At 68.1% G+C, this 25,437-nt stretch carries 15 protein-coding genes and 1 pseudogene; 4 read left to right on the forward strand and 12 right to left on the reverse strand.

The genetic code is table 11. The annotated features are described in order from the left end of the window. The first annotated feature begins 300 nt into the window (after positions 1-300). Positions 301-1,629 (forward strand): VWA domain-containing protein, encoded by a 1,329-nt coding sequence (locus NS3_RS09565; protein ID WP_157101258.1) that lies wholly within the window; start codon positions 301-303, stop codon positions 1,627-1,629. Positions 1,630-1,779: 150 nt separating this feature from the next. On the opposite strand, the gene NS3_RS09570 is transcribed toward NS3_RS09565, so the two are convergent. The 8 genes from NS3_RS09570 to NS3_RS09605 all read right to left on the reverse strand — a co-directional run bounded on the left by NS3_RS09570 (position 1,780) and on the right by NS3_RS09605 (position 18,281). Continuing rightward, complete coding sequence (locus NS3_RS09570; RefSeq protein WP_067856983.1) at positions 1,780-2,490, reverse strand: hypothetical protein; 711 nt, start codon at positions 2,488-2,490, stop codon at positions 1,780-1,782. 66 nt (positions 2,491-2,556) lie between these two features. Next, entirely contained in the window at positions 2,557-4,173 is a 1,617-nt protein-coding gene (locus tag NS3_RS09575) for a hypothetical protein (RefSeq protein ID WP_067856986.1), read from the reverse strand. Between the two features lie 4 nt (positions 4,174-4,177). Next, positions 4,178-9,442, reverse strand: coding sequence for a LysM peptidoglycan-binding domain-containing protein (locus NS3_RS09580; protein WP_157101259.1), 5,265 nt, complete (start codon positions 9,440-9,442; stop codon positions 4,178-4,180). 22 nt (positions 9,443-9,464) lie between these two features. Continuing rightward, on the reverse strand, positions 9,465-12,341 hold the full coding sequence (locus NS3_RS09585) for a hypothetical protein (RefSeq protein ID WP_067856993.1): 2,877 nt from the start codon (positions 12,339-12,341) through the stop codon (positions 9,465-9,467). Next, entirely contained in the window at positions 12,338-15,070 is a 2,733-nt protein-coding gene (locus tag NS3_RS09590) for a DUF6603 domain-containing protein (protein WP_067856999.1), read from the reverse strand. Before NS3_RS09590 ends, NS3_RS09585 begins: the two co-directional genes overlap by 4 nt. A gap of 296 nt (positions 15,071-15,366) precedes the next feature. Beyond that, entirely contained in the window at positions 15,367-15,930 is a 564-nt protein-coding gene (locus NS3_RS09595; protein ID WP_067857007.1) for a dihydrofolate reductase family protein, read from the reverse strand. A gap of 81 nt (positions 15,931-16,011) precedes the next feature. Further along, positions 16,012-17,157: an FAD-dependent oxidoreductase gene (locus NS3_RS09600; RefSeq protein ID WP_067857010.1), complete on the reverse strand. Its 1,146-nt coding sequence runs from the start codon at positions 17,155-17,157 to the stop codon at positions 16,012-16,014. Positions 17,158-17,369: 212 nt separating this feature from the next. Beyond that, a complete protein-coding gene (locus tag NS3_RS09605) occupies positions 17,370-18,281 on the reverse strand; it encodes an alpha/beta hydrolase (protein WP_307609641.1) in 912 nt (303 codons plus the stop codon). Positions 18,282-18,348: 67 nt separating this feature from the next. On the opposite strand from NS3_RS09605, the gene NS3_RS09610 reads away from it, so the two are divergent. After that, positions 18,349-19,050 carry a TetR family transcriptional regulator gene (locus NS3_RS09610; protein ID WP_067857016.1) on the forward strand — a complete coding sequence of 234 codons (702 nt, stop codon included), beginning with the start codon at positions 18,349-18,351 and terminating at the stop codon, positions 19,048-19,050. 108 nt (positions 19,051-19,158) lie between these two features. On the opposite strand, the gene NS3_RS09615 is transcribed toward NS3_RS09610, so the two are convergent. Then, positions 19,159-20,091, reverse strand: a complete 933-nt coding sequence (locus tag NS3_RS09615; protein ID WP_084495250.1) for an alpha/beta fold hydrolase — start codon at positions 20,089-20,091, stop codon at positions 19,159-19,161. Between the two features lie 289 nt (positions 20,092-20,380). Between NS3_RS09615 and NS3_RS09620 the strand changes: the two genes are divergently transcribed. Next, the gene (locus NS3_RS09620) at positions 20,381-21,718 is read left to right on the forward strand and encodes an alpha/beta hydrolase-fold protein (protein WP_067857021.1); all 1,338 of its coding nucleotides are present in this window, start codon (positions 20,381-20,383) and stop codon (positions 21,716-21,718) included. Positions 21,719-21,731: 13 nt separating this feature from the next. Here NS3_RS09620 and NS3_RS09625 read toward each other — a convergent pair whose 3' ends face one another. Continuing rightward, a complete protein-coding gene (locus NS3_RS09625) occupies positions 21,732-22,085 on the reverse strand; it encodes a VOC family protein (protein WP_067857023.1) in 354 nt (117 codons plus the stop codon). 309 nt (positions 22,086-22,394) lie between these two features. Between NS3_RS09625 and NS3_RS09630 the strand changes: the two genes are divergently transcribed. Next, the gene (locus tag NS3_RS09630; RefSeq protein ID WP_218018212.1) at positions 22,395-23,777 is read left to right on the forward strand and encodes a PAS domain S-box protein; all 1,383 of its coding nucleotides are present in this window, start codon (positions 22,395-22,397) and stop codon (positions 23,775-23,777) included. Between the two features lie 37 nt (positions 23,778-23,814). On the opposite strand, the pseudogene NS3_RS30425 reads toward NS3_RS09630, so the two are convergent. Beyond that, positions 23,815-23,896 (reverse strand): annotated as a pseudogene (locus NS3_RS30425) (dihydrofolate reductase family protein); the annotation flags it as partial. 53 nt (positions 23,897-23,949) lie between these two features. After that, positions 23,950-25,128, reverse strand: a complete 1,179-nt coding sequence (locus NS3_RS09635) for a lipase family protein (RefSeq protein WP_067857028.1) — start codon at positions 25,126-25,128, stop codon at positions 23,950-23,952. Positions 25,129-25,437: the final 309 nt, after the last annotated feature.

The following is a 25,437-nucleotide window of genomic DNA, read 5'->3' on the forward strand; positions in this document are numbered from 1 at the left end:
TCATGGTAATTCGGGTGTCCAAGTCCCCCTCCGGACACAAGAACTGCGCATATCCGCATCAGATCCGGTGTCCGGACGCTGTCCTGACATCCATTTTTTTCTCCGGTCGTCGCGACCTGCGGTTTTTCCTCCGAAATCGGACTCGCCTGCCTGCCCCCCGGCAACAGGCTCGGTGGTGGCGACCGATCCCTGCCCCGGATTCCCGGTGGCGCCATAGTCCTTACGCGGCATAAGATCTCGCCGTCTACGAACATCTCCGTACACCGGGGGAACCAGTTGGATTCGCACATCGTCCGACGGATGCTCACGGCCCTGTGCGCCGCGGCCGTCCTGACCGCCTGTACCGGCACATCCGAGGACCCCGAGACCGGCCCGCCTCCGCTGCAGCCGGGCCAGGTGCCCGCACTCGTCCCGGTCGCCTATCCCGACGCACCCCGCGAACTCGACACGACCGAGAAGCTGATGATGTACGAGCCCGGCCCGTACGCGGGAGAGGCCTTCGACCAGGAGGCGGTCCTCGACCGGGTACGCGTCATGGCGCCCGAGAGTGCGAAGGAGTGGCAGCAGGCGATCCTGTCCCAGATCCACGGCGACTACGCCGAGGCGGTGCGCGGGACCATCGAGTTCGACGCGAGCGTCGGCGAGATCGCGCCCGGCCCGGAGGACGAGGTGTCCGGCGAGCAGGAGGCGGTCGGCACCAACCACTTCGCCCTGGTCCTCGATGCCAGCGGGTCCATGGCCGAGACATCGGAGTCGGGAACCCGGCTCGACGAGGCGAAGCACGCCCTCGCGAACTTCGTCGACGACCTTCCCGACAACGCGACGGTGAGTCTGCGTGTCTACGGCCACCGCGGCGCCGACGACGAGGCGGGCAAGGCGGAATCGTGCGCGGCCACCGAGGTCGTCTACAGCGACAAGGCCGACTCCGCGCGATTCGCCGCCGCGCTGGCCCCGATCCAGCCTGTCGGCTGGACTCCGCTGGCCTCCTCGATCACCGCCGTGGCCACCGATATTCCGGCGAACGCCACCGACAGCATCGCCTACATCGTCACCGACGGCCTCGAGACCTGCGACGGCGACCCCGTGCGCGCCGCGGAGGAACTCGCCGTGACCGGGGTGCGGCCGATCGTGAACGTGATCGGCTTCCATGTCGGCGACGCCGATCGCACCGCACTCGAGGCCATCGCCCGGGCGGGCAACGGTACCTACACCGCGGCATCCGATGCCGGGGCACTCGACGATCATCTCGAGGCGGAGTACCGGCGGCTGATGGACGCCTGGTCCCGATGGCAGCGCGCCGAACTGGACCGGATCAGCGCCGAGGGGCGGGAGAACATGGATGAGGCCACCGCGCTCGGCCGGACCATCATGGACACCGCCGTGCAGGAGCGCGGCCACGCCGCGACGGTGTTCGACGCCCTGCACGAGGCGGGCGACGTCGACCGCGAGACCAAGGACGCCCTGTGGTCGTTCTTCTACGACCGCGAATCCACGCTCTGGAGTTACGGTTACACCACTCAGACGTTCAACTGGGGCAACGCCTACGCCGAGCAGACTACGAACTGGAGCGAGGTCTACGCGACCGGAACCAGCCGGTGGTCGGAGTACTACTCCAAGAGCCTCAACTGAGATCAGGCACGCCGGCGGGCCCCCGACCACGAAGATCGGGGGTCCGCATCCGGCACGCCGCTCACGCCGCACCGTTCACCACGCGGCGCACACGCTCACGACATCACATCGCCGGGCTCTCGTGAGCAGAGAGGTATTGGTCTGCCGCGGTCACGGCGCGGCGACGGTGTAGTGCTCGACGAAGAATCCCTTCCAGGGCTCGGGCGACAGACCCGGGCAGTCGAGCACACAGGTCCGGGACTGGGGTGTCACTCGCAAGGTGCAGGTCTTCATGGGCTGCCGGCAGTCGTAGAGGAAGAAGTCGGTCGCCCCTGGGGCGGCGGCTGGTGCGTCGTCGAATCCGGTGGCGACGACGACGTGCGAGCTGAGGACCGAGGTGGCGTCGACCAGCCCGAACGCTGTCGGTCTGCCGGCTCGCAGTGCCGTGGTCGCCGCGGTGATCTGGTGCGTCAGTTCGGTGCTCGTCCAGAAGCTGTCGGGTTTGAGGAATTGCAGCGCGTTGTGTGTGTCGGCCGGGATGGGGAGCACCGCGACCGGGATCGGTAGTCCCAGGAGCGGGATGGCCAGCGGCGTGAACGGCGGGACCACGCGCAATCCGAGCGAGGCGATGTGCCGCTCGAGGATCTGCCGATACAGCGGTGTGCTCGTAGGCGGCAGGCCGCCCACGGCGGCGAAGTCGTCGGTCGGGATCGGTTTGCCGGCGTGGAAGTAGTCGAGCGCGGCCCACGACATCCCTCCGCACAGTCCGTTGAGCGTCGGCGGGTTGATGATGTTGCCGGGGATCGTGATCGGCGTGACGAAGCTGTTGGCGAATCGGAATCCGTTGTTGTCGGCGGTGAACGCGGTGAATTCGAGGGTCATGATCGTCTCCTTTCGAGTCGGCGCGGTGCGGCGTCAGAGGGGTGAGGTGAAGCTTGCCGGTGTCGTTCACGGCCAGGCTTCCGACGGGCGCACGATGTCGAAGGCCAGGCCGCTGGAGCTCTCGCCGCGGCCGGGATTCTTCTCGCGCCGGGTCCAGGTGTGCCAGGTGCCGTCGAACCAGCGCGCCAGCACGGGCCTGCGGACGACGACCGCGCCTTCGCGTGGCACCTCCTCCTCGTGCACCCAGGTCTCGGAGGTCAACAGCCGCCCCAGCGGCTTCGACGTCACGCCCGGCTGTGCGAGTTCGACGAGTGCGAACCGGATCGAGGCGGGCGAGAGTGCGTGCGGGACGAGCGGGAGCCAGTAGTCGGGGACGATGGTCTGCACGGCGTAGGAGCCCGTCGGGTTCGCTGGGGGCGGGGTGGGTTTGGTGCGTTCCCAGGATGCGCTGCGGTCGATCTGTTGGCCGCGGGCGCCGGTTACGGATCGTTCGATCGCCCACGCCGAGTTGGCGAGTTCGTCGCGGGCCAGCGACACCACTTCGGCGGGTTCGCCGACGGCGCCGCGTTCGGAGGGCATCATCAACAGGCCGTCGTCGGTTCCGTTGACGGTGAACAGGTTCCAGTGCTCGTCTGCTGATCCGGCACGCTCGACGACGTGCCTGCCACCGAAGGTGTCGGTGACGATGAGCGTGTCGAGGGTGGTCAGCGATCCGGTGGGCACCTCGACCGGCACCATGAACCAGTCGTTGCCGTAGACGGTACTGAACCCGATCAGCAGCAGACGCCCGGTGTCGAGGGTGCCGACCTCGGCCGAGCCGAAATCGATCTGCGCGTCTTCCATCTCCCAGAATCGGTCCGCCGGGATGCCGCCGAAGCGGACGGTCGAGGCCAGTGCCTCGTGGCGGAAGACGAACGGGTCCGCGGCGGCTGCCGGTTGGGCTGCGCTGTCACGATCGACGGTGAACCAGTCGAGGCCGTCGCCGAGGTACTCGTCGGCGTGGAAGACGTGCTCGCCGATCGAGAAGTCCGCGCGGTGCTCGAAGCGGTGCGGGTCGAAGGTGTCAGGGGCGTCCACCGGCAGGATCTCGTGCCACCACGCCAGCCACGCCGCGCCGACCTCGTCCAGTCCGGCGACCCGGAGTCCGGCGCCGGACAGGTCGTCGGCGAGCCGGGCGGCGTCGGGGACTCTGCGCTCGAGCACGGTCACCACGTCGGTGATCGGATCCTGGTCGGCGGGGAATCCGTACTCGGCGAGCACGGTCGGCAGCCTCGCGGTGAGTCCGGCCTCGTCGAGTAGGCGCACGAAGTGCACGCCGCCTTCGACCCGTAGGCGACGGTCCGGTTCGGTGGCGTCCTCGGATTCGATCAACGCGTCGAGGGGTCCCGATGCGGAGGTGTAGGGCACCCAGTGCCCGTCGATGTCGAGTTCGTCGGCCGGGCCGGCCGGGCGCCACGCGCTGATCGGGACGCTGTGGCCGGCCAGTTCGACCAGCACGGGTGAGGCGGCGTCCTGGGCCGCGAACTCGCCGAGTTGCCACTGGCGGGTCAACGACCATGCCGGATCGTGGATCCGGGCCGACAGGCCGGTCTGGACCTCGTTGGTCCGCGGCAGGGGTTCCACGCGGAAGGTGTCGTCGCCGCGGAAGAGGAAGTTGCCGAGAATATCGTGGGTTCGCCGCATGATCTCACTCCGCCAGTTCGAGCCAGAAGTCGCGCAATATCGAATGGGGTCCGGTGAACACCGGGGGCCGCACGACGGGCAGGATGTCGTCGAGCAGCGGTAGGTCGCCGAGGTCGACCGCGCGCAGTTTGGCCAGTTCCAGGGTGTCGCGCACCACCATGGCGAGTACGTCGGCAGTCCAGCCGCGTCCGGGGTCCGGCGGCACCGCGAGCAGTATCGCCTGGGGCGCCTTGGCGTCGGGCCGGTCGAAGTGGAACGACACACCGGTCAGCTCGGACTCCACGGGAACGGCGTCCGGGCCGGATTTGGTGGACGACAGGCCGTAGGAGCCGGGGAGCACTTCGACCCACTCGTCGAACACGATCCCGGCGACGCGTCCGTTGTCGGGCACCGGGAACGGCCGATGGGCCACGAGATGTTCCCGCGCCGCGGGTCGTTCGGTGGGTGCGAAGGGCGCCCCGATCCACGGCCCACCGGTGGGGAATTGTGTGACCGACAGCGGGCACGGGCGCCCGGATCGGGCGCCGGCCAGCATGAGGGTCTCGTGCCAGGCGCAGGTGACCGGACGGATGGTGGCGAAGCGACGGGTCCAGTCCGCGATCGCGGATTCGCGGACACCGGGTGGGCCGGGCGGGATCGTGGCGGCGTCGAGCAGGGTGGCGATAGGCAGGCCGGTGCCGAGGAAGTCGCCGAGCGCCAGGGTGACCGCACCGAGCCAGCCCGCATCGTCGGTTCGGGCGACGGCTCGGGCTAGCCGTTGCGGGTCGGCGTCGATGCCCAGTGCCATCCGGTTCTGCGCCGAGGTGACGGTAGCGACGAAGGCGCTCAGTCGTCCGCGCGCTTCGGCCATGTCCGGGGCGGGGTTGTCGGTGCTCTCCCCGGTCAGGTGCGCGAGTGTCAGCGCCCGAGCGCCGGCGAGCAACCGCTGCACGCGCCGGGTGATCTCGCGCAGTTCGAGCCAGTCGCCGTCGTAGTCGATCGTGTCGGCGTCGAACCCGGCGAGTTGCGCGACCCGGAGGTCGAGTCGGCGGTGGGTGTCGGTCGCAGCGTCCAGCGCGAAACCCAAAGCACTGAACTCCAGGTCGTCGGCGGTGAAGGTGAACGTCGTCGCACTACCGGCCGGGCGGGCGGACAGCCGCCAGGTGGCTGCCGGTCCGAGGACTGCGGCGACCCAGGCGTCGACGCGTGGTTCGAGGTCGGCGAAGGCGTCGCGTGCCCAGCCCGCGGGCAGTGCCGGGTCGGCGGGCAGGATCGCCGCGGCCCGGTGGGTGATGGCGTTGCCCCGGTGCGGAGTGCGCAGGACGTCGAAGCGGTCCGGTACGTCGGTTCCGCGGCCGAGAGTGTCCGCGGCGATACCCGCGCGCATCGGGTTGCCGCCTACCAGTTGGTGCACGCTTTCAGCCAGCAGGAGATCGCCGACGGCGTCGAGTGCGTCGACGAGGTCGTCGAGCATGGGACGCGCCCGCTCGTCCGGGATCGCCAGGCCGGCTGCGGCGCGGGCGAGGGCCATGCCGTCGACGACGTTGGCCGGGGCGATCGCTTCGGCGCTGCGTCCCCACAGCTCGGAATTCTCCTGCCCGTCGGCGGGCTCGGGGACGACCGGCGTGGGGAAGGTCCGGCGGTAGAAGTCCTTCAGCGGGTCGAGGCCGGCGTCGCGGAGTGCGCGCTCGAAGCGGTAGCCCAGCAGCGCGCCCAGGTTCTGGCCGCGCCGGACCCCGGCGAGCAGCCATCGCGCTGTGCGGGCCCGTCGTGAGGTCAGGTCGACGGCCAGTGCGCCGCCGCGATCGTGGGCCAGGAAGCCCGAGCGCAGCACCGCGGCGGTCGCGGCGTGGTGTTGTGAGGGGGCGTGGATGTAGCCGTCGCTGACGGTGTGTGTGGACGGGTTGCGGTGCAGGTTCTCGACCCACCCGTACCCGCCGATCCGGACGCCGGTCACGCCCGCCGCACGGGTGTCGGCGAGTCGTCTGGTGGCCAGCGAGGTCGCCCAGGCGTCCCAGCGGTGCGAGTAGACGTCGAGAATTTCCATCAACAGTGGCAGGTACCGGTCGGCGGGGAGTTGTTCCAGCGCCGCCAAGGCGGCCAGCACGGCGGGTGCACCGGCCCGTTTGCCGCGGGCATGGTCGCGTTTGGTGGCCAGGTCCTGCGGTGGCGTGTCGGGAAAGGACACCTTCTGGATGATGAGGTCGTCGATCAGTCCCGGGATGTCGAGCGCGTCGCGCAACGGTTCGCCGGCCTCGTCGAACAGGTCGGTGCGTGGATTGTCCTTCGAGGTCGTCGCGGGGATGAAGTCTTCCTCGCCGGAGGTGCCGAACAGGTCGGGTTCGCGCTGGTTCTGTTCACCGTGCAGGACCGGGATCGGCCAGTTCTGGTCGTAGGCGGTGAGGCGCTGCTCGAATTCGGCGTCGGTGATGCCTTCTTCGAGGACGGCGAGGGCGTCGGTGAGATGTCGACGGCTGCGACCGAAGAACTGCGGGTAGCTCGCGGCGTTGGGGGTCAGGCGTCGAGCGACTTCGGAGAAGTCGGCCGGGGTGCTGTCGGAGGTCCATGCCAGGTGGCTGATCAGTGGTGTCGGCATCGACCAGCGCAGGCCGGAGCGGAAGTCGATGCCGCCGAGGGAGAGCACCGGTCCCGGTGCGCGGCGGGTGAGCTCGAGTCCGTCGAGGGTCTCGGTCATCTTGTCGAATTTCTCCAGTGCTCCGGCGGGTGAGAGCACCCGGCGGATGACGAGGTTGTTCGACACGGGCAGTCGGGTCATGACGTCGACGGCGAGCCGGTCGGCGGGTCGGCCGTCGGTCACCCGCGGGATCCATCCCGAGATGAGCGCGGCCCGCCAGTGATCACGCAGCCGCAGCAGCCACGGCGCCAGCAGCGCGTCGGCGGTGTCGTGGCGGTGGGATCGCCATTCGTCGACGGTGGACACCGGCAGGATGCCGTACGGTTGGCGCCCGACCCGCAGGGTCGGCAGCGGTCCGCGGCTGCGCACGTGGTCGACCAGGTGATCGCGGATCCTGATCCAGGTCTGCCCGCTCGGTTGCGTGAATTCGGTGTCGAGGGTGCCGAGTGCGTCGGTGGCGGCACGAACGAATCCGAAGGCCAACGCGTCCCAGCTCAGCAGCGACAGTCCGGCGACCGCGCCGTCGGAGTCGGTGGTGCCGCCGTCGCAGTCGGCCAGGAATTCGGCGCCGTCGAGACCGAGGGAGGTGACCGTCCTGGCGGCGTCGGTGCCTTCCCGCAGCGACGTGACGTCGGCGCGGGGGGCGTGTGCGGAGGGTCGCGCCGACCACGAGGTCCGGGTCTCGGGGGTGTTGTTGGTGGGGGTGCCCGCGCTGAGGAATCCGAGTCCGGCGCCGAACGCATGGCCCCGCAGGGTGTTGCGCAGTCGTGTCGCCGCTTCTGCGGGTGCGTGTTCGCTGACGCCTACGACGAACAGTTCGTCGAGATGGTCGATCCCCTCCGGCAGGGTCAGGGTGATGCCCATGCCGGCGACGACGGCGGCGGGGAAGTCGACGGCCCAGGCTGCGTGGTCGTGGTCGGCGGCGGCTTCGTCGGCCTCGAGCAGTCCCAACGGCAGCGGATCGGGGATGTCGGTGCCGGTGCTGTCCACGACGAGCGCGCCGTCGACGAATCCGAGGAACCGCCATCGGGACGGCATGGTCGTCACCTGGGGTGCCCGACGTTGCCGAGGATCACGCAAGTCCGGCTCCGGCATGCCGGGGCGGGTACGGCGGGTCGCCCAGGCGGCTCGCTGTGGGCTCAGAGTGGTCAGCAGGTCCTGCCATGCGCGGTCGCCGGGGTCGGCCCAGTAGGTGCGCGCCAGTTCGCGTTCGTCGGCAGTGAGTTCGGGGGCGAAGGCATCGATGTGGATGTCGTCGGGATAGACGCGTACCTGGATGGTCCGCTCGGCGATGCCGTTGGCGGCGGCGATCAATGCCGCGGCGGCGGGGTCACCGTAGGCGGCGGTGGCGATGGACTCGAGGGTGTCGCCGGGCGCGACGGTGTGTGTGCGGGTGATCGGGCGGGGGTGCGGCTCGCGCGCGGGGATCACCAGCACCTGCCCGATCTGGATGAGATGGGGGTTCACCAGGCCGTTGGCTCGGGCGATCAGCGGGAAGAGGGCGGCATCACCGTAGAACCGCAGGGCCAGCGCCGACAGTGTGTCTCCGGCGACGACGGTGTGATGCTGTACGGGTGTCTCGGGTTCGGGCAGCACGAGCACTTGGCCGGTCCGGATGTCGTCGGGGAGGAATTTCGTTTCGATGCGGACCGGCAGCAGGGCGATCGGGTCGACGGCTGTGGGCGCGATCTCGGGGACGACGAGCACTGTGCCGACGGGGATGCGGGTCGGGTCGTCGATCCGATTGGCGTCGGCGATCAGCGGCCACAGGTCGGCGTTGTCGTAGAAGCGCTGGGCGAGCTCGGACAAGGTCTCGTTCGGACGCATGGTGTGGGTGCGTGTCGGTGCCGCGGCTCGCGCCGGAATGGTGAGGACGTGTCCCACCTGGAGTGAGCGGGGGTCGACGACTCCGTTGGCTTGGGCGATCAGCGGCCACAGGTCGGCGTTGCCGTAGAAGCGCCGGGCGAGCTCGGACAAGGTCTCGTTCGGACGGACAGTGTGGGTGCGGGCTGGTGGCCGGCCGGCTTCGGGGATGACGATTTCCGTGCCGACGGGAATGCGGGTGGGGTCTTGGATCTGGTTGGCTCGGGCGATCAGCGGCCAGAGCTCGCCGTTGCCGTAGTAGTGCTGCGCGAGTTCGAACAACGTCTCGTCGGGGCGCATAGTGTGTCGCTGTCGTGGGAACAGAGGTGTGCCTGCGTCGAGCGAGGCCGCGAGTTCGGCGGTCGTGGCTTCGAGCTGGGTGCGCAGTTCCCGCGCCCGCACACGCCGTGCGGTTTGGGCAGCTTCGGCGTCGCGCAGGATGTCTTGTGCGCTGTTCCCGTGCGGGACGTTGGTCGGGTTCGAGGCCGCCCACTGCCGAGTCCGGTGCAGGGACGCTTCCTTGTCGTCGATTTCGGCCAGTACGGTGCCGTAGTGCAGCCGGATACGGTCGGCGCCGCGCCGCAAGGCGAACACCCGCGCCGGATCCGCGGTCGGTGGGTGCGGGGGCGGTACGAGGTCGGGGATGGTCAGCAGCTGGCCGACGACGATGAAGTCCGGGTCCGGGAGGCCGTTGGCTCGCGCGATGACCGGGAACAGGTCGGCGTCGCCGTAGAAGCGCAGGGCCAACGCCGACAGCGTGTCGTCGGGCTCGACCCGGTAGTGCGTGGGCATCATCGGCTCCTTGCTGGTGCGGTCACTGGGGTGGGGTGCCGATCATGCGCAGCGGTGAGAAGGCCAGCTGGAACGGCCGTTGGAAGGCGATGCGCGCCATGTCGGCGGCGTCGGATCCCCATTTCGCGAAGTGGGCCTCGTGCAGGGGCATCGGACGCGGCGGTTGCGGATTCGGCGACGGGGTGGGCGGCGCGGCGCCGCGCTGCTCGGGAACGACGAACCCCCGGCCGTCGGTGGGTACGTCGTCCCAGGTGAGGTCGGCCCATTCATCGAACGGCGGCGAGTCCGGTGTCTTCACATCGAAGCCGAACTGGGTGCCGCGCATCGGCTCGCGCAGCACGAACAGCCAGCGCTCTCGGATGGCGTCCTGGGCGTCGAGATCGAAGCAGTACAGGCTTGTTCGTTCGTCCACGGCCAGAGCGAAGTTGGGTTCTTTCCATTCACCACCCGCATCGGGTACACGCCCGTCGAGCGTCGCTTTGACGGCGAGCACGCTCGTGCCGGGGTACCGCTGCAACACCTCGGCGCGGACCAGCAGCACCAGGCGGTCCTTGCCGCTGTTCGCGTCGTGGTCGCCCAGTTTCACCTCGGAAGCCCAGCGGGCGATCTCTCCGTACTCGGGCTGGGACAGATCTCGGCCCGGCCAGAACCGTGCGAACGGGGTGCCCGCTTCGTCGGTCGGGAATTCGCGCCAGCGCAGTTCGCGGTTGAATTCCTGGTTCAGTCCGACCAGCAGCGCCTCCACGAACGCCGAATTCGTTTCCAGCAGTGTGGTGCTGTTCTGCGGGAACAGCGAGATACCTGGCAGGGTCCACTCCGGCCACCGCTGGAGCAGTTCGGCGCCGATCGGGAAGAGGAACCGCGGGTGCTCCATGATCGGGCGGAACGGGCGACGATCGGCGGCGCTGCGGGCGGAGACCGCGGGCGAGCTGATCGCTGTCCGCATCGCCTCCACCAACTGCCCGACCGGTTCGAGGCTTGTGCGCACGGTCGTGGCGAGCGACTCGAGCGTTCGGGCGCCGGTGAACGGGATCGGGGTGACGGCGCCGATGTCCTCGCCGTTGATCGAGCGACGCAGACCGCGCAACGCGACCGGTGCGGGAGCGAACACCAGCGCGCCGATCATCTCCTGGCCCATGTTCGTCGTCAGTGATTCGAACTGCTGGGCGACGCCGGCGCCGACGAAACCACTACGGTCGGCGAAGAGTGTGTGCTGTCCGGCGAGCAGCCCGGCCATCGTCTCCCCCGCGTAGCGTGCCGCGGGATCGTTGACGACCTGAGTAGCCCGTTCGTCGGCGCTCGCGCCTGCCAGGGTGGCTGTCGGTGGCTCGGCTTCGGTGCGCTCGAAGTACTCACGCAGCGCCGGCGTCGACGGCTGTCGAGCCGCCATCTCCCCCGCCGCGCGCGTGGCTCGCCGGGCCAGGGCGCCGCCGCCGCGGGTGAGCCGCGCGAACGCGGTGGAAGCAAGCCCGTCCGGCGCGGCGGATTGTGCGAGCACGGTGGCCAGCGAGGTGTCGGCGAACATCCGGTCGTTGTCGCGCAGCGGGTCGGCCAGTTGAGTGAGCGCGGCGTCGGTCAGGCGGTTCGTGTGCCGGTCCTGGGCCGTGGCGCCGGCAACGGCCGCCAGTTCGGTCGCTGCGAGCAGCGCGTTGGCGTCGTTGATCGCGCCGACCTGCTCCCAGGCCCGCGCCATCAGGAATTCCTGCTCGAGCTGGATGTATCGCGCGCCGAGCGCGGCCGGGATCCGGAACTGGACCTGCTGGTTCAACGCGGCCATCCAGCCGCTGGCCGGCACGGTCTGCATACCGGTGTGGTGGCTGCCGTAGAGCGGGGGTGCGACGGCCTTCTCGTCCCGGTCGGGCGCCTGGTTTCCACGGCGGGCGGCCGGTGCGTCGAGCTGTTCGACGAGCTCGGCGCGAAAGACCTCCCTGGCGTTCATGTCGGTCCACCGCTCGTCGTCGGTCTGGGTCCTCGGCAACCGCAACGCGCCCTGGATGTCGACGGTGACCACCTCGCCGGCGCCGGCGAGGACGTCCTGGTGCGGCCACGGGTTGCGCACGTCGATCCGGCGCGACCCGAAGCCCGGCAGCGAATTCCCCTGCACCGGCTCGATCTTGCGGGCGAGATCTTCGAAGGATCCTTTCGCGCCGGTGTGGAACCGCCAGGAGTAGTAGACCGGCAGGACAGCGCCTCGGCCCGCGCTCCAGGCGTCGCTCGCGGCGTCGGGTGCGTGCCCGTCGCCGCCGAGCCCGGCCGCGCGCCCCCCGATGGTCGCGGGCACCACACAGGCCAGCCAGCCCCGGTTCGGCGTGAGTTCGCGCGGGCAGATCAGCCGGGAGATCACGGCGTCGACGCCGGTGCGCAGGTCGGCTTCGATCACGGGCACCGGCGGCTGTGCGTCGTCGACGCGGGCCTCGATGTGCGCCCACGCCCAGGAATGTCGCAGATCCGGCAGTGCCGCGGCGGGTGCGTCGATCACGGGCAGGGGCCCGGTGCCGGGAACGAACCGGATCTCGTCCTCGCGCAGGACGATCAGCACCAGCCAGGGTCGTCGCTGTGGTCCTGCGGGCGTGGTGATCTCGGTGCCCGGCAGGCTGAACATCCACGGCAGGGCGCCGTCGGCGAATTCGATCGAGGCGAAATTGCCGGCGGTGCCGTGGGGGCAGCCGGCAGGCGGTTCGACTCGGGTGACCATGGCCTGGTCGAAGCCGAGGGTGTCGCCCGGGCCGAGCAGTTGCAGGTCCGGCCCGTCGAGTGTGCCCAGGTCTTCCTTGTCCTGGCCGGTGATGGCGCGAACGACCCGCACCCTCGGCGTGAATGCGGGCCTGCCGGACTGCGCGCGTCCGGCCGCGGCGGCCGCGCCGATCGCGACCGAGGAGACGAAGAATCGGCGGCTCATCGGTTCACCACCATCGGCCGGGCGGTGTCGGCCTGGACAGCACGCCATCGATCGAGCCGTTCGGCGGTGGTGACCGGGCGCGACCATGTCTCGAGTGCGAACCGGGCCTTGCCGATGAGCCGGATACGCTTGGGTCGGTTGTTCTGGGGGAACCAGTTCTCGTCGACCTCGTAGTCGGTCTCGTAGGTGTCGTCGGCCAGGCGGGGCGTGCCGATGTCGAGGTCGGTTTCGGTGAGCGCGTAGCCGCTCGGATGCCGCTCGAACGCAGGAGCGGTGAGTTGGTGTTCCTCGGTCATGGCGAAGAATTCGCCGGGGACGAACAGGTTCTCCGTCGGCCTGTTCAGGTCTGCTCGGTTGTTCGGCTCGAGCTCCACCTCGGTGAAGGTCCACTCCTGCTCGGGGATGGTGACCCGGTGGAACCGCGCGATCTTGCGCTGCAACGGCACGACGGTCTGGTCGAGGGTCAGCGTCGAATCCGGTTGCGCCACTGTGCCCTCGGCGAGGGCGGTGGCGGCTTCGTCGGTGTAGCGGATCGAGGCCCGTTGCGCTGTGCGTTCGATCGTCCACGACTCTCGGCGGACGATGACCTGGCGCAGATTCTCGAGGATGTCGTCGGCGCGTGGTGTGAGGGCGGGCTTGTCGCCCCAGCGGACGTCGAAGTCCAGTGATACGTCCCAGAACAGCACCGAGATACTGCCGGTGCCGAAGGCGTGCCATTCACCGGGGCCTTCCAGCGTGAAGTCGAGTCCGACGCCGGCCAGTCGGCGTCCGAACGCCAGAACCGCGACCCCGGCATGGACGTGCACGGAGAAGAACAGCACGGGATCCCACACCAGCAGCGCGTCCAACCCCAGATTGCCTTCGACCCCGCAGCCGGCGATGGTGGCATCGAGTTGGAGTTTCGCTCCGAACTGCAACGAGTTGGAGGTCAACGCCAGATAGGACTCCGCCCGCAACCGCAGGAATCCGCCGCCCAGATTCATCCCGAGTCGCTGCAGCTGCGGGACGCCGGCCGGACGTTGGTAGCGGGGATGGAAACCGCCTGCCGACAGCACGAACACCGGGTCGCCGCCACCGCGGAAGAGCACGTAGATCTGGCCGGTGAGCGGATAGCCCACGATCCAGGAGCCGTTCAAGGAGACGAGGAAGTCCACCATCGGAACGCCGGGGTCGATCCGCCCGAAGACGCCGGCCTGCAACAGGATCAGGGGCGCGGCCGGATCGGGTACGGCTACGACGACGCGGCCGAGCACGACGGCGCGCGCGGACCCCGGCAGGTCGAGGACGACCGCGACGGCCAGCGTCACGATCCGCCCACCCCAGTTGATCCGCACCATCGGACCGATGACGAACCTGCCGCGCGCCACCGGGAAACAGGAGTCCAGCGAACGGGTGATCTCATCGGCCCGCGCGACGACGTCGTTGCCCGGGAACAGCACGCGATCGGCGTTGCCTTCGGCGACCAGACCGCGCAACCGGTCGATGTCGATACGTCGATTGACGCCGACGATCCCGCCGACTCCGTCCAGGGCGAACCCGAAGCCGAGTTGGATGCCCGGATAGGGCAGTTGCAGACCGAGCAACACCACGAACGACAGCGGTTCGAAGGTCAGCACGCCGAGCGCCTTGACCCCGACGATGCCGAGGTCGATGTCGAGCACACCGCGATAACCATCGGCGTCGCCGAGCAGTGCGCCACCACCGGACACCGGGGGAAGTGCCAGCGATACGCCGATATCGGAGGGCATCTTCGCTTCCAACTGCGGGCCTACGCCGATGCCGTCGACACCGATGTCGATCGGTATCGAGACGCCGAGGCCGCCCAGGAGCAAGGCGATCGGCATTCCCGGCGGCTGCGCGAGGACGGTGAGGCTGGGCAGCAGGGCGAGTCTGCCCTCGACCATCCCGATCCCGATCGCGACGCCGCGCGTCGACACCCCGGGAAGCTCCAACTGCAACGGCAGGTCGACCCGAATGCCGCCGTCGGCGAACCGAATTCCGTTCGATCGGTCGGCGCGCACGGTCAGCGGAGCGTTCGTCGGTCCCATCGACGCGCCTTTCTTCGCACCGAGCAGCCCGGCGAGCACAGGCGGAAGCACGGCGGCGGTGAAGGCGTGCAGGGCGACCTCGACGGTGAACGGGCTGCCCGGGCCCACGCGGAGGCGGGTCTCGATACGTGCGGCCGACGCTCCCGGCCCCTCGGCGGCTCCCATCGTCACGCGCTGTTTGCGCAGCACATCGAGCGAGGCGGTGCCGCCGTTCGCCGGAGGTGCCGGATCGCCGCGGGGCACGGTGGCCGTCCACAGCGTTTGCGCGGCGACGGTGAGGGTCGCATCCCACTCCGCGGTGGAGGTCAGCGATACGGTCACGTCCGTCCCGGCCGTCACGACCACGTCGAGGGTCGGCCCCGGTGTGAACGCGAGCACCGCCCGGCCGCTGGGATGGGTCACGACCAGCGCGAGCCCGTGCGGGGCACCCTGCCCCTGCCGCCATCCGTGCACCCGCAATTCCGGTGGAAGGACCGGGACGATGTCGTGCAGCAGGTCGAGCAGCGCGCCACCCTGCGGCAGATCGGGCAGCTGCTCGAGCAGCTTGTCCTGCAACGCGGGCTCGGTCTCACCCGCGAGTGGCTGTAGCGCGCTCACCGCCGAAGCCACGGACGTGAGCTCGTCGTCGACCAGGTTCCACAGCATCGGGGCGACGGTGTCGAGCAGTTCACGCGGGTTCATGCCCTACCTCCGATCATCGATGGAATCGACGGTAGGGAGAGGTGCCCGGGTGGTCGCGAGTAGTCGACTACCCGAAGGGACCGGCAACTACGCGCAACCTCATTCGGCAATGGACGCCCCGGCCGTCACAAAGTGGGCTCGACTTGTTTCGCCGGGCATCATGATCGAATCCCACCTGCCGGAGTCGGGCAGTACTCCACGATCCGCGGGAGACGGGTATCACGATCGCTTCGAAACACAGCGCCACGAGATCCCTCGGATCGGCCCGAATCCCGGGCCGATCCGAGGTCGGGTGCTCAGCGCTTGGTCTCGTACCTGGTCAGGACCACGCCGTCACCGAACGTCCGGGTCTCCACGAGGGTCAGGTTCACCCAGGTGTCCAGGGCCGCGAAGAACGGTGTGCCGCCACCCACCAGGACTGGATGGGTGACGATGGCGTACTCGTCGATCAGCCCGGCCCGCATGGCCACCGCGGCGAGTGTGGCGCCGCCGATATCCATGGGGCCGCCGTCCTCGGCCTTCAGCCGGGCGATCTCGGTGACCGCGTCGCCGGTGACCAGGCGGTTATTCCAGTCGACCGTGCTGATAGTCGAGGAGAACACCACTTTCGGCATGTCCCGCCAGCGGTGGGCGTACTCGATCTGTGCCGGTGTGGCGCCGGGCTGCTGGTCGGCGGTCGGCCAGTGGGAGCTCATCGTCTCCCACAGTTTGCGCCCGTACAGCGCCGTGCCTGTCGCGCTCACCCGGTCCGACCACCACTGGAACAGCTCGTCGTTCGGTTCACTCCAGCCGAGGTCGTCGCCGGTCGCGGCGATGTAGCCGTCCACGCTCAGGTTCATGCCGAACGTCAGTTTCCGCATAGTGCCAGCCTCCCGTGAGTCGGTACTCGATGTACAGACCAGCACGGCACGGAAAAATCCTCGGTCAGGAGTTTCCGGAGGTCAGCGGCGGTCGAGCCCGGACAGCCGCCAGGCCAGCCGGTTCCGCACTGCCGGAACCTTGCCCGCCAGCGCCATGACGGTGTTGCGCATCGGCCGGACGCGCGCTGACGCGGTGGCGAGGTCGGTGAGCCGGCCGGCGAGGGAGACCACGGCTTCGGCAGCGCGGCGCCGGGCGTCGGCATAGTCGTCGAGCAGGGTTTCCGGTTCGCCGGCCAGCACACGGGACAGGGTTGTCGCGGCCGTGACGGCGTCCTCGATGCCAAGGTTCATACCTTGACCACCTGCCGGTGAGTGCACATGGCCGGCATCGCCGGCCAGCAGGACCCGGCCGTGACGGAAGACGTCGGCGATGCGGTGATGGACTCGGAAGCGCGAACCCCACACCACTTCCTCGACCACAGCCGGGCGAGTTCGGGGGCCGCGTTCGTCCAGCAGCCGCTGCACGAACGCGATATCCGGGTTGTGCGGCGCTTCGTCGACGGTGGCCACGATCCGGTATCTGCCGTCGGGCAGCGGCGCGACCACGACGAGCCCAGCCGGTGAGAAATACAGGATGACCTCGTCGGTGGGCACGCCACCGGTGAGGCGTACATCGGCGAGGGTGAACGATTCGGCGTAGCTGCCACCGGTGAACCGGATCCCGGACTGTTCGCGCGCCAGGCTGTGCATCCCGTCCGCGGCCAGCAGATAGCGAGCGCGGATCGGTTCGCCTTCGGACAGGGTGGCGGTCACCGTGTCCGGGTCCTGGGCTATCCCGGTGACCGTGGCCGGGCGGGTCACCTTCCCACCGAGCTCGGTGAGCCGATCCAGCAGGAATTTCTCGGTCTCGGCCTGGGAGATCATCAGCGTGTAGGGGTAGGCGGTGGGCAGTGCGCTGAACGGCACCGCCATCAGCAGCCGATCCCGGTCGCGGATCGTGAACGTCGGCGTGTGCACACCCCTGGCGACCAGAGCGGGAACCACGCCGTACGGCTCCAGTATTTCCAGGGTGCGCGGATGCACCACCGCCGCGCGAGAGGTGTTGGCTCCTTCTGCCTGCCGGTCCACGATCACCACCTCGTGACCGAGCTGTTCCAGCACGACCGCGGCGGTGAGCCCGACAGGGCCGGCTCCGACGATCAGCACATCTGCGATGGGGTTCTTCACGACGATTCCTCCAGGTGAACGCTTGTTGTCATTTCAGTCGGACGGCGGGCTGCCGATGTCAGCCCCTGTGGTCGGCACAACAGGTGAGTAGGTGCGGTGCCGTCGGCGAGCACACGCATCCTTACGGCGCAGTGGCTCGTTGATGCAGCACCGCAACGGATTTCGGGCGACCTGGCTCCGGCCTTCCAGTGGGCGGTGGCCCACCGGCACCGTCAGCCGCCGGTCTGGACCCGGCGGAAAAAGGCGATCTGGTCGGCGACGACGGTGTCCCGGAAGGTCTGGTCGGTGTAGAAGGAGAAATGGGTGCCGGGGTACACCCGTAACTCGCCGTGCGGCGCGGCGTCGGCCAGTGCGCGACTCGTCTCCACCGGCGTCTCGTGATCCTCGGCGGCAGCACAGACAAGCAATGGACACGACAGTCGTGCGGCAGATTCCGTGGGACGGTAGCGCATCATCGCCAGCAGAGCGCGGGGAGCGACGACGTTGCGCCACAGCGTTTTCTCTCCCCCGGTGAGCGTCTGAATGTGACGCTCCGCTTCCGGCGTCGCGGTCACGGCGACCTCCCCTGGCCGACCGACCATCGGAATGTAGTACGGGCGCATGCCCACCGCGCCACGCAGCCGGTCCCAGAGGATCGCGCCGAGCACCTTCACGGTGTCCCAGGCCGTCCTTCCTTCAACCCGCTTCGGGAAGCCGTTGAACGGGATCTGCGCCACCACGGCACCTATGCGCGGGTCGTCGGCCGCGACGACCACAACGTGGGCTCCACCGAACGAGTTACCCCACAACAGGATTCGATCGGCGTCGATGCGTGAATGATCGCGGGCGAATGCGACAGCGGCGCGAATATCGGCGAGCTGACCGGCGATCCCGGGCACCTGCCGCGGTTCGCCGGCGCTCTCGCCGAAGCTACGGTAATCGAACACCAATGCCGCGAAGCCCGCGGCGGCGAAGCGCTCGGCATAGTCGAACAGCCGGTCCATCGTTCCACTGAAACCATGGCAGAGCACCACACACGGCACCCGACCGGAGCCGGCGGGCAGAAAGAGGCGTCCGGAGCATCGGACGCCGGCGACGTCGAACGAGATTTCGGTACGCATAATTTCGGTACGCATAGAAGCCATCCCTGCGGCATAGACTGACTGTCGGTAAGTACAGTAGCGGACTTTTCTACCGTAGGTAAGTGATTGAATGACACCTGAGCGCATACTGGCGGCCGCGCGCGTCCTGTTCGCCACCCGCGGCTATCGAGCCACCTCCATGCAGGCCATCGCCGACGCGGTGGGCGTCACCAAAGCCGCCCTCTACTACCACTTCGATTCCAAGGACGCGATCCTGCACCAGCTCACGCTGCCGCTGCTGGACGAACTGGATGCGGTGCTGGCCGAGGCGGAGTCCGCACCGAGCGTCGAGGAGGTCCGGTGGCGGGCGATCGAAGGCTATGTCGACGTGCACCTGCGCCACCGGCACACCCTGACCATGCTGGTCAGAGATATGACCCTGCTCGTCCAAGCGCCGGTGGCCGACCGTTTCCGCGCCGCGATCGCCTTGGCGAACGAGCTGGTGGCGGGCCCTGGGAGCGGGATCGAGCAGCGGGTGCGGGCCTCCCAGGTGGTCGCGGGCCTGGCCGACCCCGTTGTCCTGTTCCGCGACGAACCGGTCGATCGGCTGCGGCAAATGATCCTGGACGGAGCTCGGGCACTACTGGGTGAACCCATCGTGCCCAGGTCGACCGGCCGCCCCAGGGGCCGCAAGGGAGGACGCCCCGCGAAACTCACCGTCGAGCAGATCCAGCAGGCGCGCTCGATGCACGCCGACGGCGACGACGCCGAGGACATCGCTGCCCGATTCGGTGTCTCGCGGGCGACCGTCTATCGACTTCTCAAAAACTAATGATTATGAGATTTGATTATGAGATTCCCCCTCGAGAGACCACGGTGTCGACCTCGGACGGAGCCGAGCGGTATCGCGAGCCGCCCGCCTGCTGCTGATCATCAGGACTCAGCGAAGGAATGCGGCCATCGGGGGGATGGCTTGCGCGGGGCAGTCCTCATGGACGGTGTGGCCGCAGTTCGGTAGGACGGTGGCCGTGGCGTTCGGGATGCGCGCCGCCAAGCCGTCGGCTTGCGATGCGGGCAACCAGGTGTCCGCGCCACCCCACAGGACGAGTGTGGGGGCGGTGACCCGGCCCAGTCCCGCGTCGGTGAGTCGATAGTCCAGGTTCCGCCACAGCGACAGGAAACCCGCGCGATTGGCCGGCCGGGAGAACGGCTCGTAGAACTCGTCGATCACCTCTTCGGTGACCAGATGTTTGTTGTGGAAGGTGCTGCGGATGTTGTCGGCGTAGAAGGAGCGGGTGGTCAGGGCGGTCGCCAGCTCACCCAGCGCCGGTGTGGTGAACAACGGTGTGGCAGGGGCCTTTTCGGCGTCGAGCCCGGGTGAGTCGAGTAGGACCAGACGCTCGACGCGGTCGGGGTGCTGTTCAGCGAAGAACAGGCTCCAAGCACCACCCCACGAGTGGCCGACAAGGGCGGTGCGCTGTATGCCGACGGCGTCGAGGAAGGTGGCGATGGCCTGCGACATCGCGGGCAGGTCGTAGGCGAAATCGCCGCGGTGCAGTTCGGTGAATCCCTGACTGGGCAGATCGACGGCATAGACGGTGTGTTCGGCAGCCAATGCCGGGATCACGTCTCGCCAGGAGAAGCCCCACAGCCCGCCGCCGGCGACCAGCACGACCGGTGATCCGTTCCCGGTTCGGGTGTAGTGGAAACGGGCGAGGTCGGTGTCGACGTATCGCGCCTCCACTCGGGACAAGTACCGCGACTGATCGGTCGGTGGTTGCCCGTGCGCCACGGGGGCGAGGAGGGCGGCCATTGCGGCGACCAGTGCAGAGGCGGTAGCGGCGAGCCGCCCGAGCGCCGATTTCGAGGTCATGACAGAACTTTCTGGTCGGTGGAGACTGTGCCTCTGAGACGCCCCGGCGCCGACCGTTGTGACGTGATGTGGGGTAGGTCACAACGATGCCGTGTGACGATTGCCCTCCATGGCACCTGAAACGCTCTACTTCACAGCACCGACCAGTCGGATCGAATCGCATCGTCGGTACTGCATCACGTTATGCCGCAGCGGTTTTGATTCCATCGAGCGGATTCCGCAAATCCGTGGACACCACACCCTGTCACCCCCGACACTAGAGCCAACTGCTATCAAAGGGGTGACTCACGTGGTCGGAACACACACGGTGATGGCCGGGGAAACGCTGCCTATGTTGGCATTACGCTTCCTCGGAGACGCCGAGCTATACCGGCTCATAGCTACTGCCGGCGGGATCACCGAACCCGACGATGTCGGCGCGGGACAACGGCTCATCATCCCCGGCTACAGGAAGTACGAGGTCGTCGCAGGAGAGACGTTGTCGGAGCTGGCGACGCGCTACTACGGAGACGCCTCCTTCGCCCGGTTCATCGCCGCCGCCAGCGGCATCACCGAACCCGACACCGTCGCCGCGGGGCAGCAGCTCATCGTTCCCGATCTCATGCGGTACGAGACTCTCGCGGGAGACACGTTGTCGGGGCTGGCGACCCGCTACTACGGAGACGCCTCCCTCGCTCCGCTCATCGCCGACGCCAACCGCATCGTCGAACCCGCAGCAGGTCGGATCCTGGCGATATTCCTCGGACGAAGCGACGGGTTCGGTCTGTCGATCGTGGATCGCAACGAGGACGACCCGCGCATGTGGTACTACCGATTCCGGACCGATGCAATCGGCTGGAATCCCGGTGTCAACGTCCTGCTACCCGATGATTATCACACCAGCGGACACACCTATCCCGTCCTCTATCTGTTCCACGGCGGCGGTGACCAGGATTTCCGCACCTTCGACTCTCTGGGCATCCGCGAATGGACCGCCGGAAAGCCGATCATCGTCGTCATGCCCGATGGCGGCCGAGCGGGCTGGTATTCCAACCCGACCGGCTCCTTCGTGGGTCCGCGCAATTGGGAGACATTCCATATCGCCCAGCTTCTCCCGTGGATCGAAGCGAACTTCCGAGCCTATGCCGAGTACGACGGTCGCGCGGTCGCCGGGTTCTCGATGGGCGGCTTCGGCGCGCTGAAGTACACGGCCAAGTTTCACGGTCAATTCGCCTCGGTCAGCAGCCATTCCGGCCCGGCGAGTCTGCGTCGCGACTTCGGCCTCGTCGTGCATTGGGCGAATCTGACCTCGGCGGCGCTGGAGCTGGGCGGCGCCACGGTCTATGGGGCACCGTTCTGGAACCAGGCCAGGGTCAGCGCGGACAACCCGATCGAACGGATCGACAGCTACCACGACAAGCGGATATTCCTCGTCGCCGGCACCAGCCCGGATCCGATCTACTGGTTCGACAGTGCGAACGAAACCCAGGTGCTGGCCGGCCAGCGGGAATTTCGTCGACGCCTCACCGATGCCGGTATCCCGCACGAGGCGCACGAGGTGCCCGGTGGTCACGTATTCCGGCCCGAACTCTTCGCTGTCGACCTGGAAGGAATCATCGCCCGCCTGCGAGCCGCGGCACCCGTGTGACGCCCGCGCGGAACTACCTGGCCAGCGGACTGTAGAACACCAAGCCGTTGCCCTTGTTGTCGAAGACCACGGCACGGCGTTCGTGCGCGTCGTCGTAGGGGCCCTTGACGATGCCGCCACCGGCGGCTTCGATCGCCTTCGCCGCGGCGTCGACGTCGGCGGTCTTGATACCGACGACAACCTGGCCGGGGATGGGATGGTCGACCGCGGTCGCGAGGGCAAGGGTGATCGGACCGCCGTCGAGAGCGGCGAAGTGGGCGCCGTCGCGGAACTTCAGCGGCATTCCCAGGGTTTCACTGTAGAACCGGATCGATTCATCCAGGTCGTCGGTCGACAGGATGATCATCTTGACTTCGTGCTCGCTCATGGAACCTCCTGTAGTCGAAGCATCGACAGATCGGATTTGCATCGCGCTCTCGGGCGATCGTAGCGACGACCGTTCGCCGCCGGAATACTCGAGCCGCACGCCGGGCGCCGTCGACACGATTCGATAGCTGAGACCCGGCCGGATAGGACTCAAGTCCTCGATTCGAATGACTCAGGTCCCTGCAGTGACTATCGGATTGCTCTGGATTCGATTGAATAGTCCTTGTTCTGAACAAAATTCGCGGTCGCTGCGGTAAGCGTCACCCGCCGCCGCGACGGCCCCCTGTCATCGTTGCCCTACGATTGCCATGTGCTTACCTATGCAAAGAATGTCGCGGATCAACAGGGTGCGCCGATCGATGCCGGCGGCCCGACCTTGGGGCCGACCGAACTGTTCTTCTCCACCACCGACCGACGTGGTGTGATCGGCCTGGGGAACTCCGTCTTCACTCGTGTATCGGGTTATGCGCTCGAGGAACTGACCGGACAGCCGCACAACATCGTCCGCCACCGCGATATGCCTGCCGGAATGTTCCGGCTGATGTGGGATCGGCTTGCCGAGGGCAGGCCGGTCGGGGCGTTCGTCAGGAACCAGGCCAGAAACGGAGCGGCGTATTGGGTATTCGCGGCGATGAGCCCCGTACCCGGCGGCTACGTCTCGGTTCGTCTCGCACCGTGCAGCCAGTACTTCGGTCTCGCCGAGAAGATCTACGCGCAGGCGCGAATCGCGGAGCAGGAATCGAGTGGGGCCGGGAGCGATCGCCGCGGTGTTGCCGCGAGTGGCGCACGCGGACTGGAGGAAGCGCTACACCGGTACGGATTTCCATCGTACGACGAGTTCATGTACGAAACGCTGCCGGCGGAGATCACTGCCCGTGGCAACCTGGTTTCGGCCACGTCGCTGCGGCCGTATGCCTCGGGCCCCATCGCTGCCGTGCTCGCGGGCACCGCGCTGGTGGATGAGCGGCTCGAGCAGATGGTCGGGCGATTGGGCGAATACCAGGAGTTGTGCGACCGGCTCATGACCGCCGCGGCGCAGGTCACCGACATCACCCGCCGCATCGATCGGTCCGTTGCCGCGGCCAGGGACGCCTCCGCGGGGGTCGCCGACGAACACCCGGGATTGCTCAATATCGCCCAGGTGATGGGCGAACCCATGCGCGAAGCGGCCGCCACGTTACACACATTGCGATCCGAACTGGACCGACTGCGTGCGGCGGTGACGCAGCTGCGGTTCCGAATCTCGCTGGCCTCCTTGTACAACAGTATGGTGGCGGCCTTCGCAGCCGAAGTAGTCGACAGCACGGCCCCCGCGCACACGCTGAAGGCCGTGCCTCTGTTGTGCGACACAACCGCCGGCGGGCTGTCCGGCATGGCCGACCAGATGCACGAGGTGAATGCGCAACTGTCGACGGTCGCGCGACTGTCCGAGCGGGCGAGTACGGCGCTGGACCGCTTCCGGCGCTTCCTCGGTCAGTGGCGTCTGCGCGTCCTGCGGCACAAGGCCGGACCGGTGATCGGTGCGAAACTCGCTCCGATCGACGAGGAGATCGCCGTGAGCTGGGAATGGAAGGAACTCCTCAACAGCCTCGGAGGGGAATTCCTCGCCAGCACGATAACGTTCGATTTCGTGGCACTCGATGCGCAGCTCGCGGCAATCGCATCGGCCGCTGCCCAGTGCGTTCCGGACTGACCGACCGCGTCCATCCGGCCCGTCGTCGCCCTGGGCCGTTGGTCCAGTCGATGCCGCCGTCGCGGTCGTTGACGTAGCCGTCCAGGGACACGGTGAACCCCGTAGATCAGTTTCCTCATAACCGGGTAGACCTGCTACCCGCTCGAAACTCATGGCTGCTCAGCGGACCTCGTCAGCAGGTGGCAGGCGCGGGCTCGCCGCGAACCCGGCCCTCGAGCCACGTCAGCATCGCGGGAGCGCCGACCACCGCCGCGGACAAATGGTCGAACGAGGGGACCAGCTCCGTCTGCAATCGCACCCCGGCCGCGCACCACCGGCGGTTGGTGTTGTCGATGGCGTTGATCGGAATCAGCGGGTCGGTCGGCGAATGCCATTCGAATATCGGGATTTCCGGAGCGCCGCCGTAGAGTTCCACGCTGTTCTCCGCCGCCACGGCCCAGGCATCGGGCTGCTCGAAGACACCGGGCCCCGTGGCGAGCGCGTGTGCGTTGCCACCGGCGCCGATGGCGATGATGTCGTTGGTGCAGCTGTTGGCCATCGCGTCACGCATCGCGAGACCACGCTGATTGAGGTTCGCACTGACCCGCATCCGGTCCGGGTATTCCCGCTCGAGGCCGATGACCGTCGCCATTGCCAGCCCGAAAGCCGGGTGGGGATTGTCGCCCAGCCCCTTCGCCATCGACACCAAGTTGAGCGGGGCTCCGCCGATGGCCGCGCCCGCGAGCCGCAACTCAGGTGCGTAGGACGGCTGCAGTGCGGCCGCCCACGCCGTCGGGAGGCCGCCACCGGAGTATCCGGCCAGTACCGTCGGGCTGTCCGCGACGGCGAGTTCGGGCAGCTGCTTCATCGCCCGGACGCCGTCCAACGTGATCTGGCCACCCAAACGCCCTGCTCCGAGGGCGAACTGCGGTCCGAGGTGATCCGGCAGCGCCACACTCCATCCGCGCTGCAGCATCATGCCCAACGCCGGCAGGATGATCGATAGATTCATGTCGGCGCTGTAGAGCTGCGGTGTGATCGCGCAGCCGGTGCCGAGCGAATTCATGAAATGCTGATACGACAGCAGCGGCGCGCCGGGGCGATGGCCCGCGGGAGTGGCGACAGTGGTGGTCGCCGCGATCGGCGCGCCATGGGAATTGGTGGAACGGAACTTGACCAGCCGGACCGTGGCGCCGGGGAAGAAGACCGATGGTGGCAGGACCCGCACGTCGAGCACGTCACCCGGTCGGTGCGCCGCCAGATCGGCAGGGGCGGCGTAGAACGGGTCGGGACTCGGGAGCGGATAAATCGGTTCGGTGGTAGCCGGTGTCGCCATTAGCAGAGTGCATGCCATACCGCCGAGTGCACCCATAAAACGACGAAAGGGACGAGTCACGATCTCGACCTCCAGGAGGGGTAGTTCGCCGCATTGCCGATTCACAGCCGGAACAGATCGCTTCGGAGAGCAAAGCTAGCACGTCGGGCAAGGTGGACCGCATCGAACAAAAGGCGCGTTTACGTGGAAAGGCGGGAGATCCCGAGCGCGACACCCCGCCGCCTGCGGTGTGCTGATGCAGCCGAACTCGGGCCCGAGCGTCGCGTCCACGCCATTCCCACCCCGCGCCGGCCGACAGCGCCCGGCGCTTATCTCGAAACCGAATTGTTACGTTGCCCGGCCGGT

Origin of the sequence: Nocardia shimofusensis NBRC 100134 (genome assembly GCF_001613125.1) — a bacterium.
In the GTDB taxonomy this organism is placed as follows: Bacteria; Actinomycetota; Actinomycetes; order Mycobacteriales; family Mycobacteriaceae; genus Nocardia; species Nocardia shimofusensis.

Bases quoted from the DNA above. Each gene is read 5' to 3' on its own strand.
- NS3_RS09580 (WP_157101259.1), bottom strand. From the start codon at position 9,442: ATGCCCACGCACTACCGGGTCGAGCCCGACGACACGCTGTCGGCGTTG.
- NS3_RS09590 (WP_067856999.1), bottom strand. From the start codon at position 15,070: ATGAACCCGCGTGAACTGCTCGACACCGTCGCCCCGATGCTGTGGAAC.
- NS3_RS09570 (WP_067856983.1), bottom strand. From the start codon at position 2,490: ATGACCCTCGAATTCACCGCGTTCACCGCCGACAACAACGGATTCCGA.
- NS3_RS09575 (WP_067856986.1), bottom strand. From the start codon at position 4,173: ATGCGGCGAACCCACGATATTCTCGGCAACTTCCTCTTCCGCGGCGAC.
- NS3_RS09635 (WP_067857028.1), bottom strand. From the start codon at position 25,128: ATGGGTGCACTCGGCGGTATGGCATGCACTCTGCTAATGGCGACACCG.
- NS3_RS09595 (WP_067857007.1), bottom strand. From the start codon at position 15,930: ATGCGGAAACTGACGTTCGGCATGAACCTGAGCGTGGACGGCTACATC.
- NS3_RS09625 (WP_067857023.1), bottom strand. From the start codon at position 22,085: ATGAGCGAGCACGAAGTCAAGATGATCATCCTGTCGACCGACGACCTG.
- NS3_RS09605 (WP_307609641.1), bottom strand. From the start codon at position 18,281: ATGGCTTCTATGCGTACCGAAATTATGCGTACCGAAATCTCGTTCGAC.
- NS3_RS09610 (WP_067857016.1), top strand. From the start codon at position 18,349: ATGACACCTGAGCGCATACTGGCGGCCGCGCGCGTCCTGTTCGCCACC.
- NS3_RS09585 (WP_067856993.1), bottom strand. From the start codon at position 12,341: ATGAGCCGCCGATTCTTCGTCTCCTCGGTCGCGATCGGCGCGGCCGCC.
- NS3_RS09615 (WP_084495250.1), bottom strand. From the start codon at position 20,091: ATGACCTCGAAATCGGCGCTCGGGCGGCTCGCCGCTACCGCCTCTGCA.
- NS3_RS09565 (WP_157101258.1), top strand. From the start codon at position 301: ATGCTCACGGCCCTGTGCGCCGCGGCCGTCCTGACCGCCTGTACCGGC.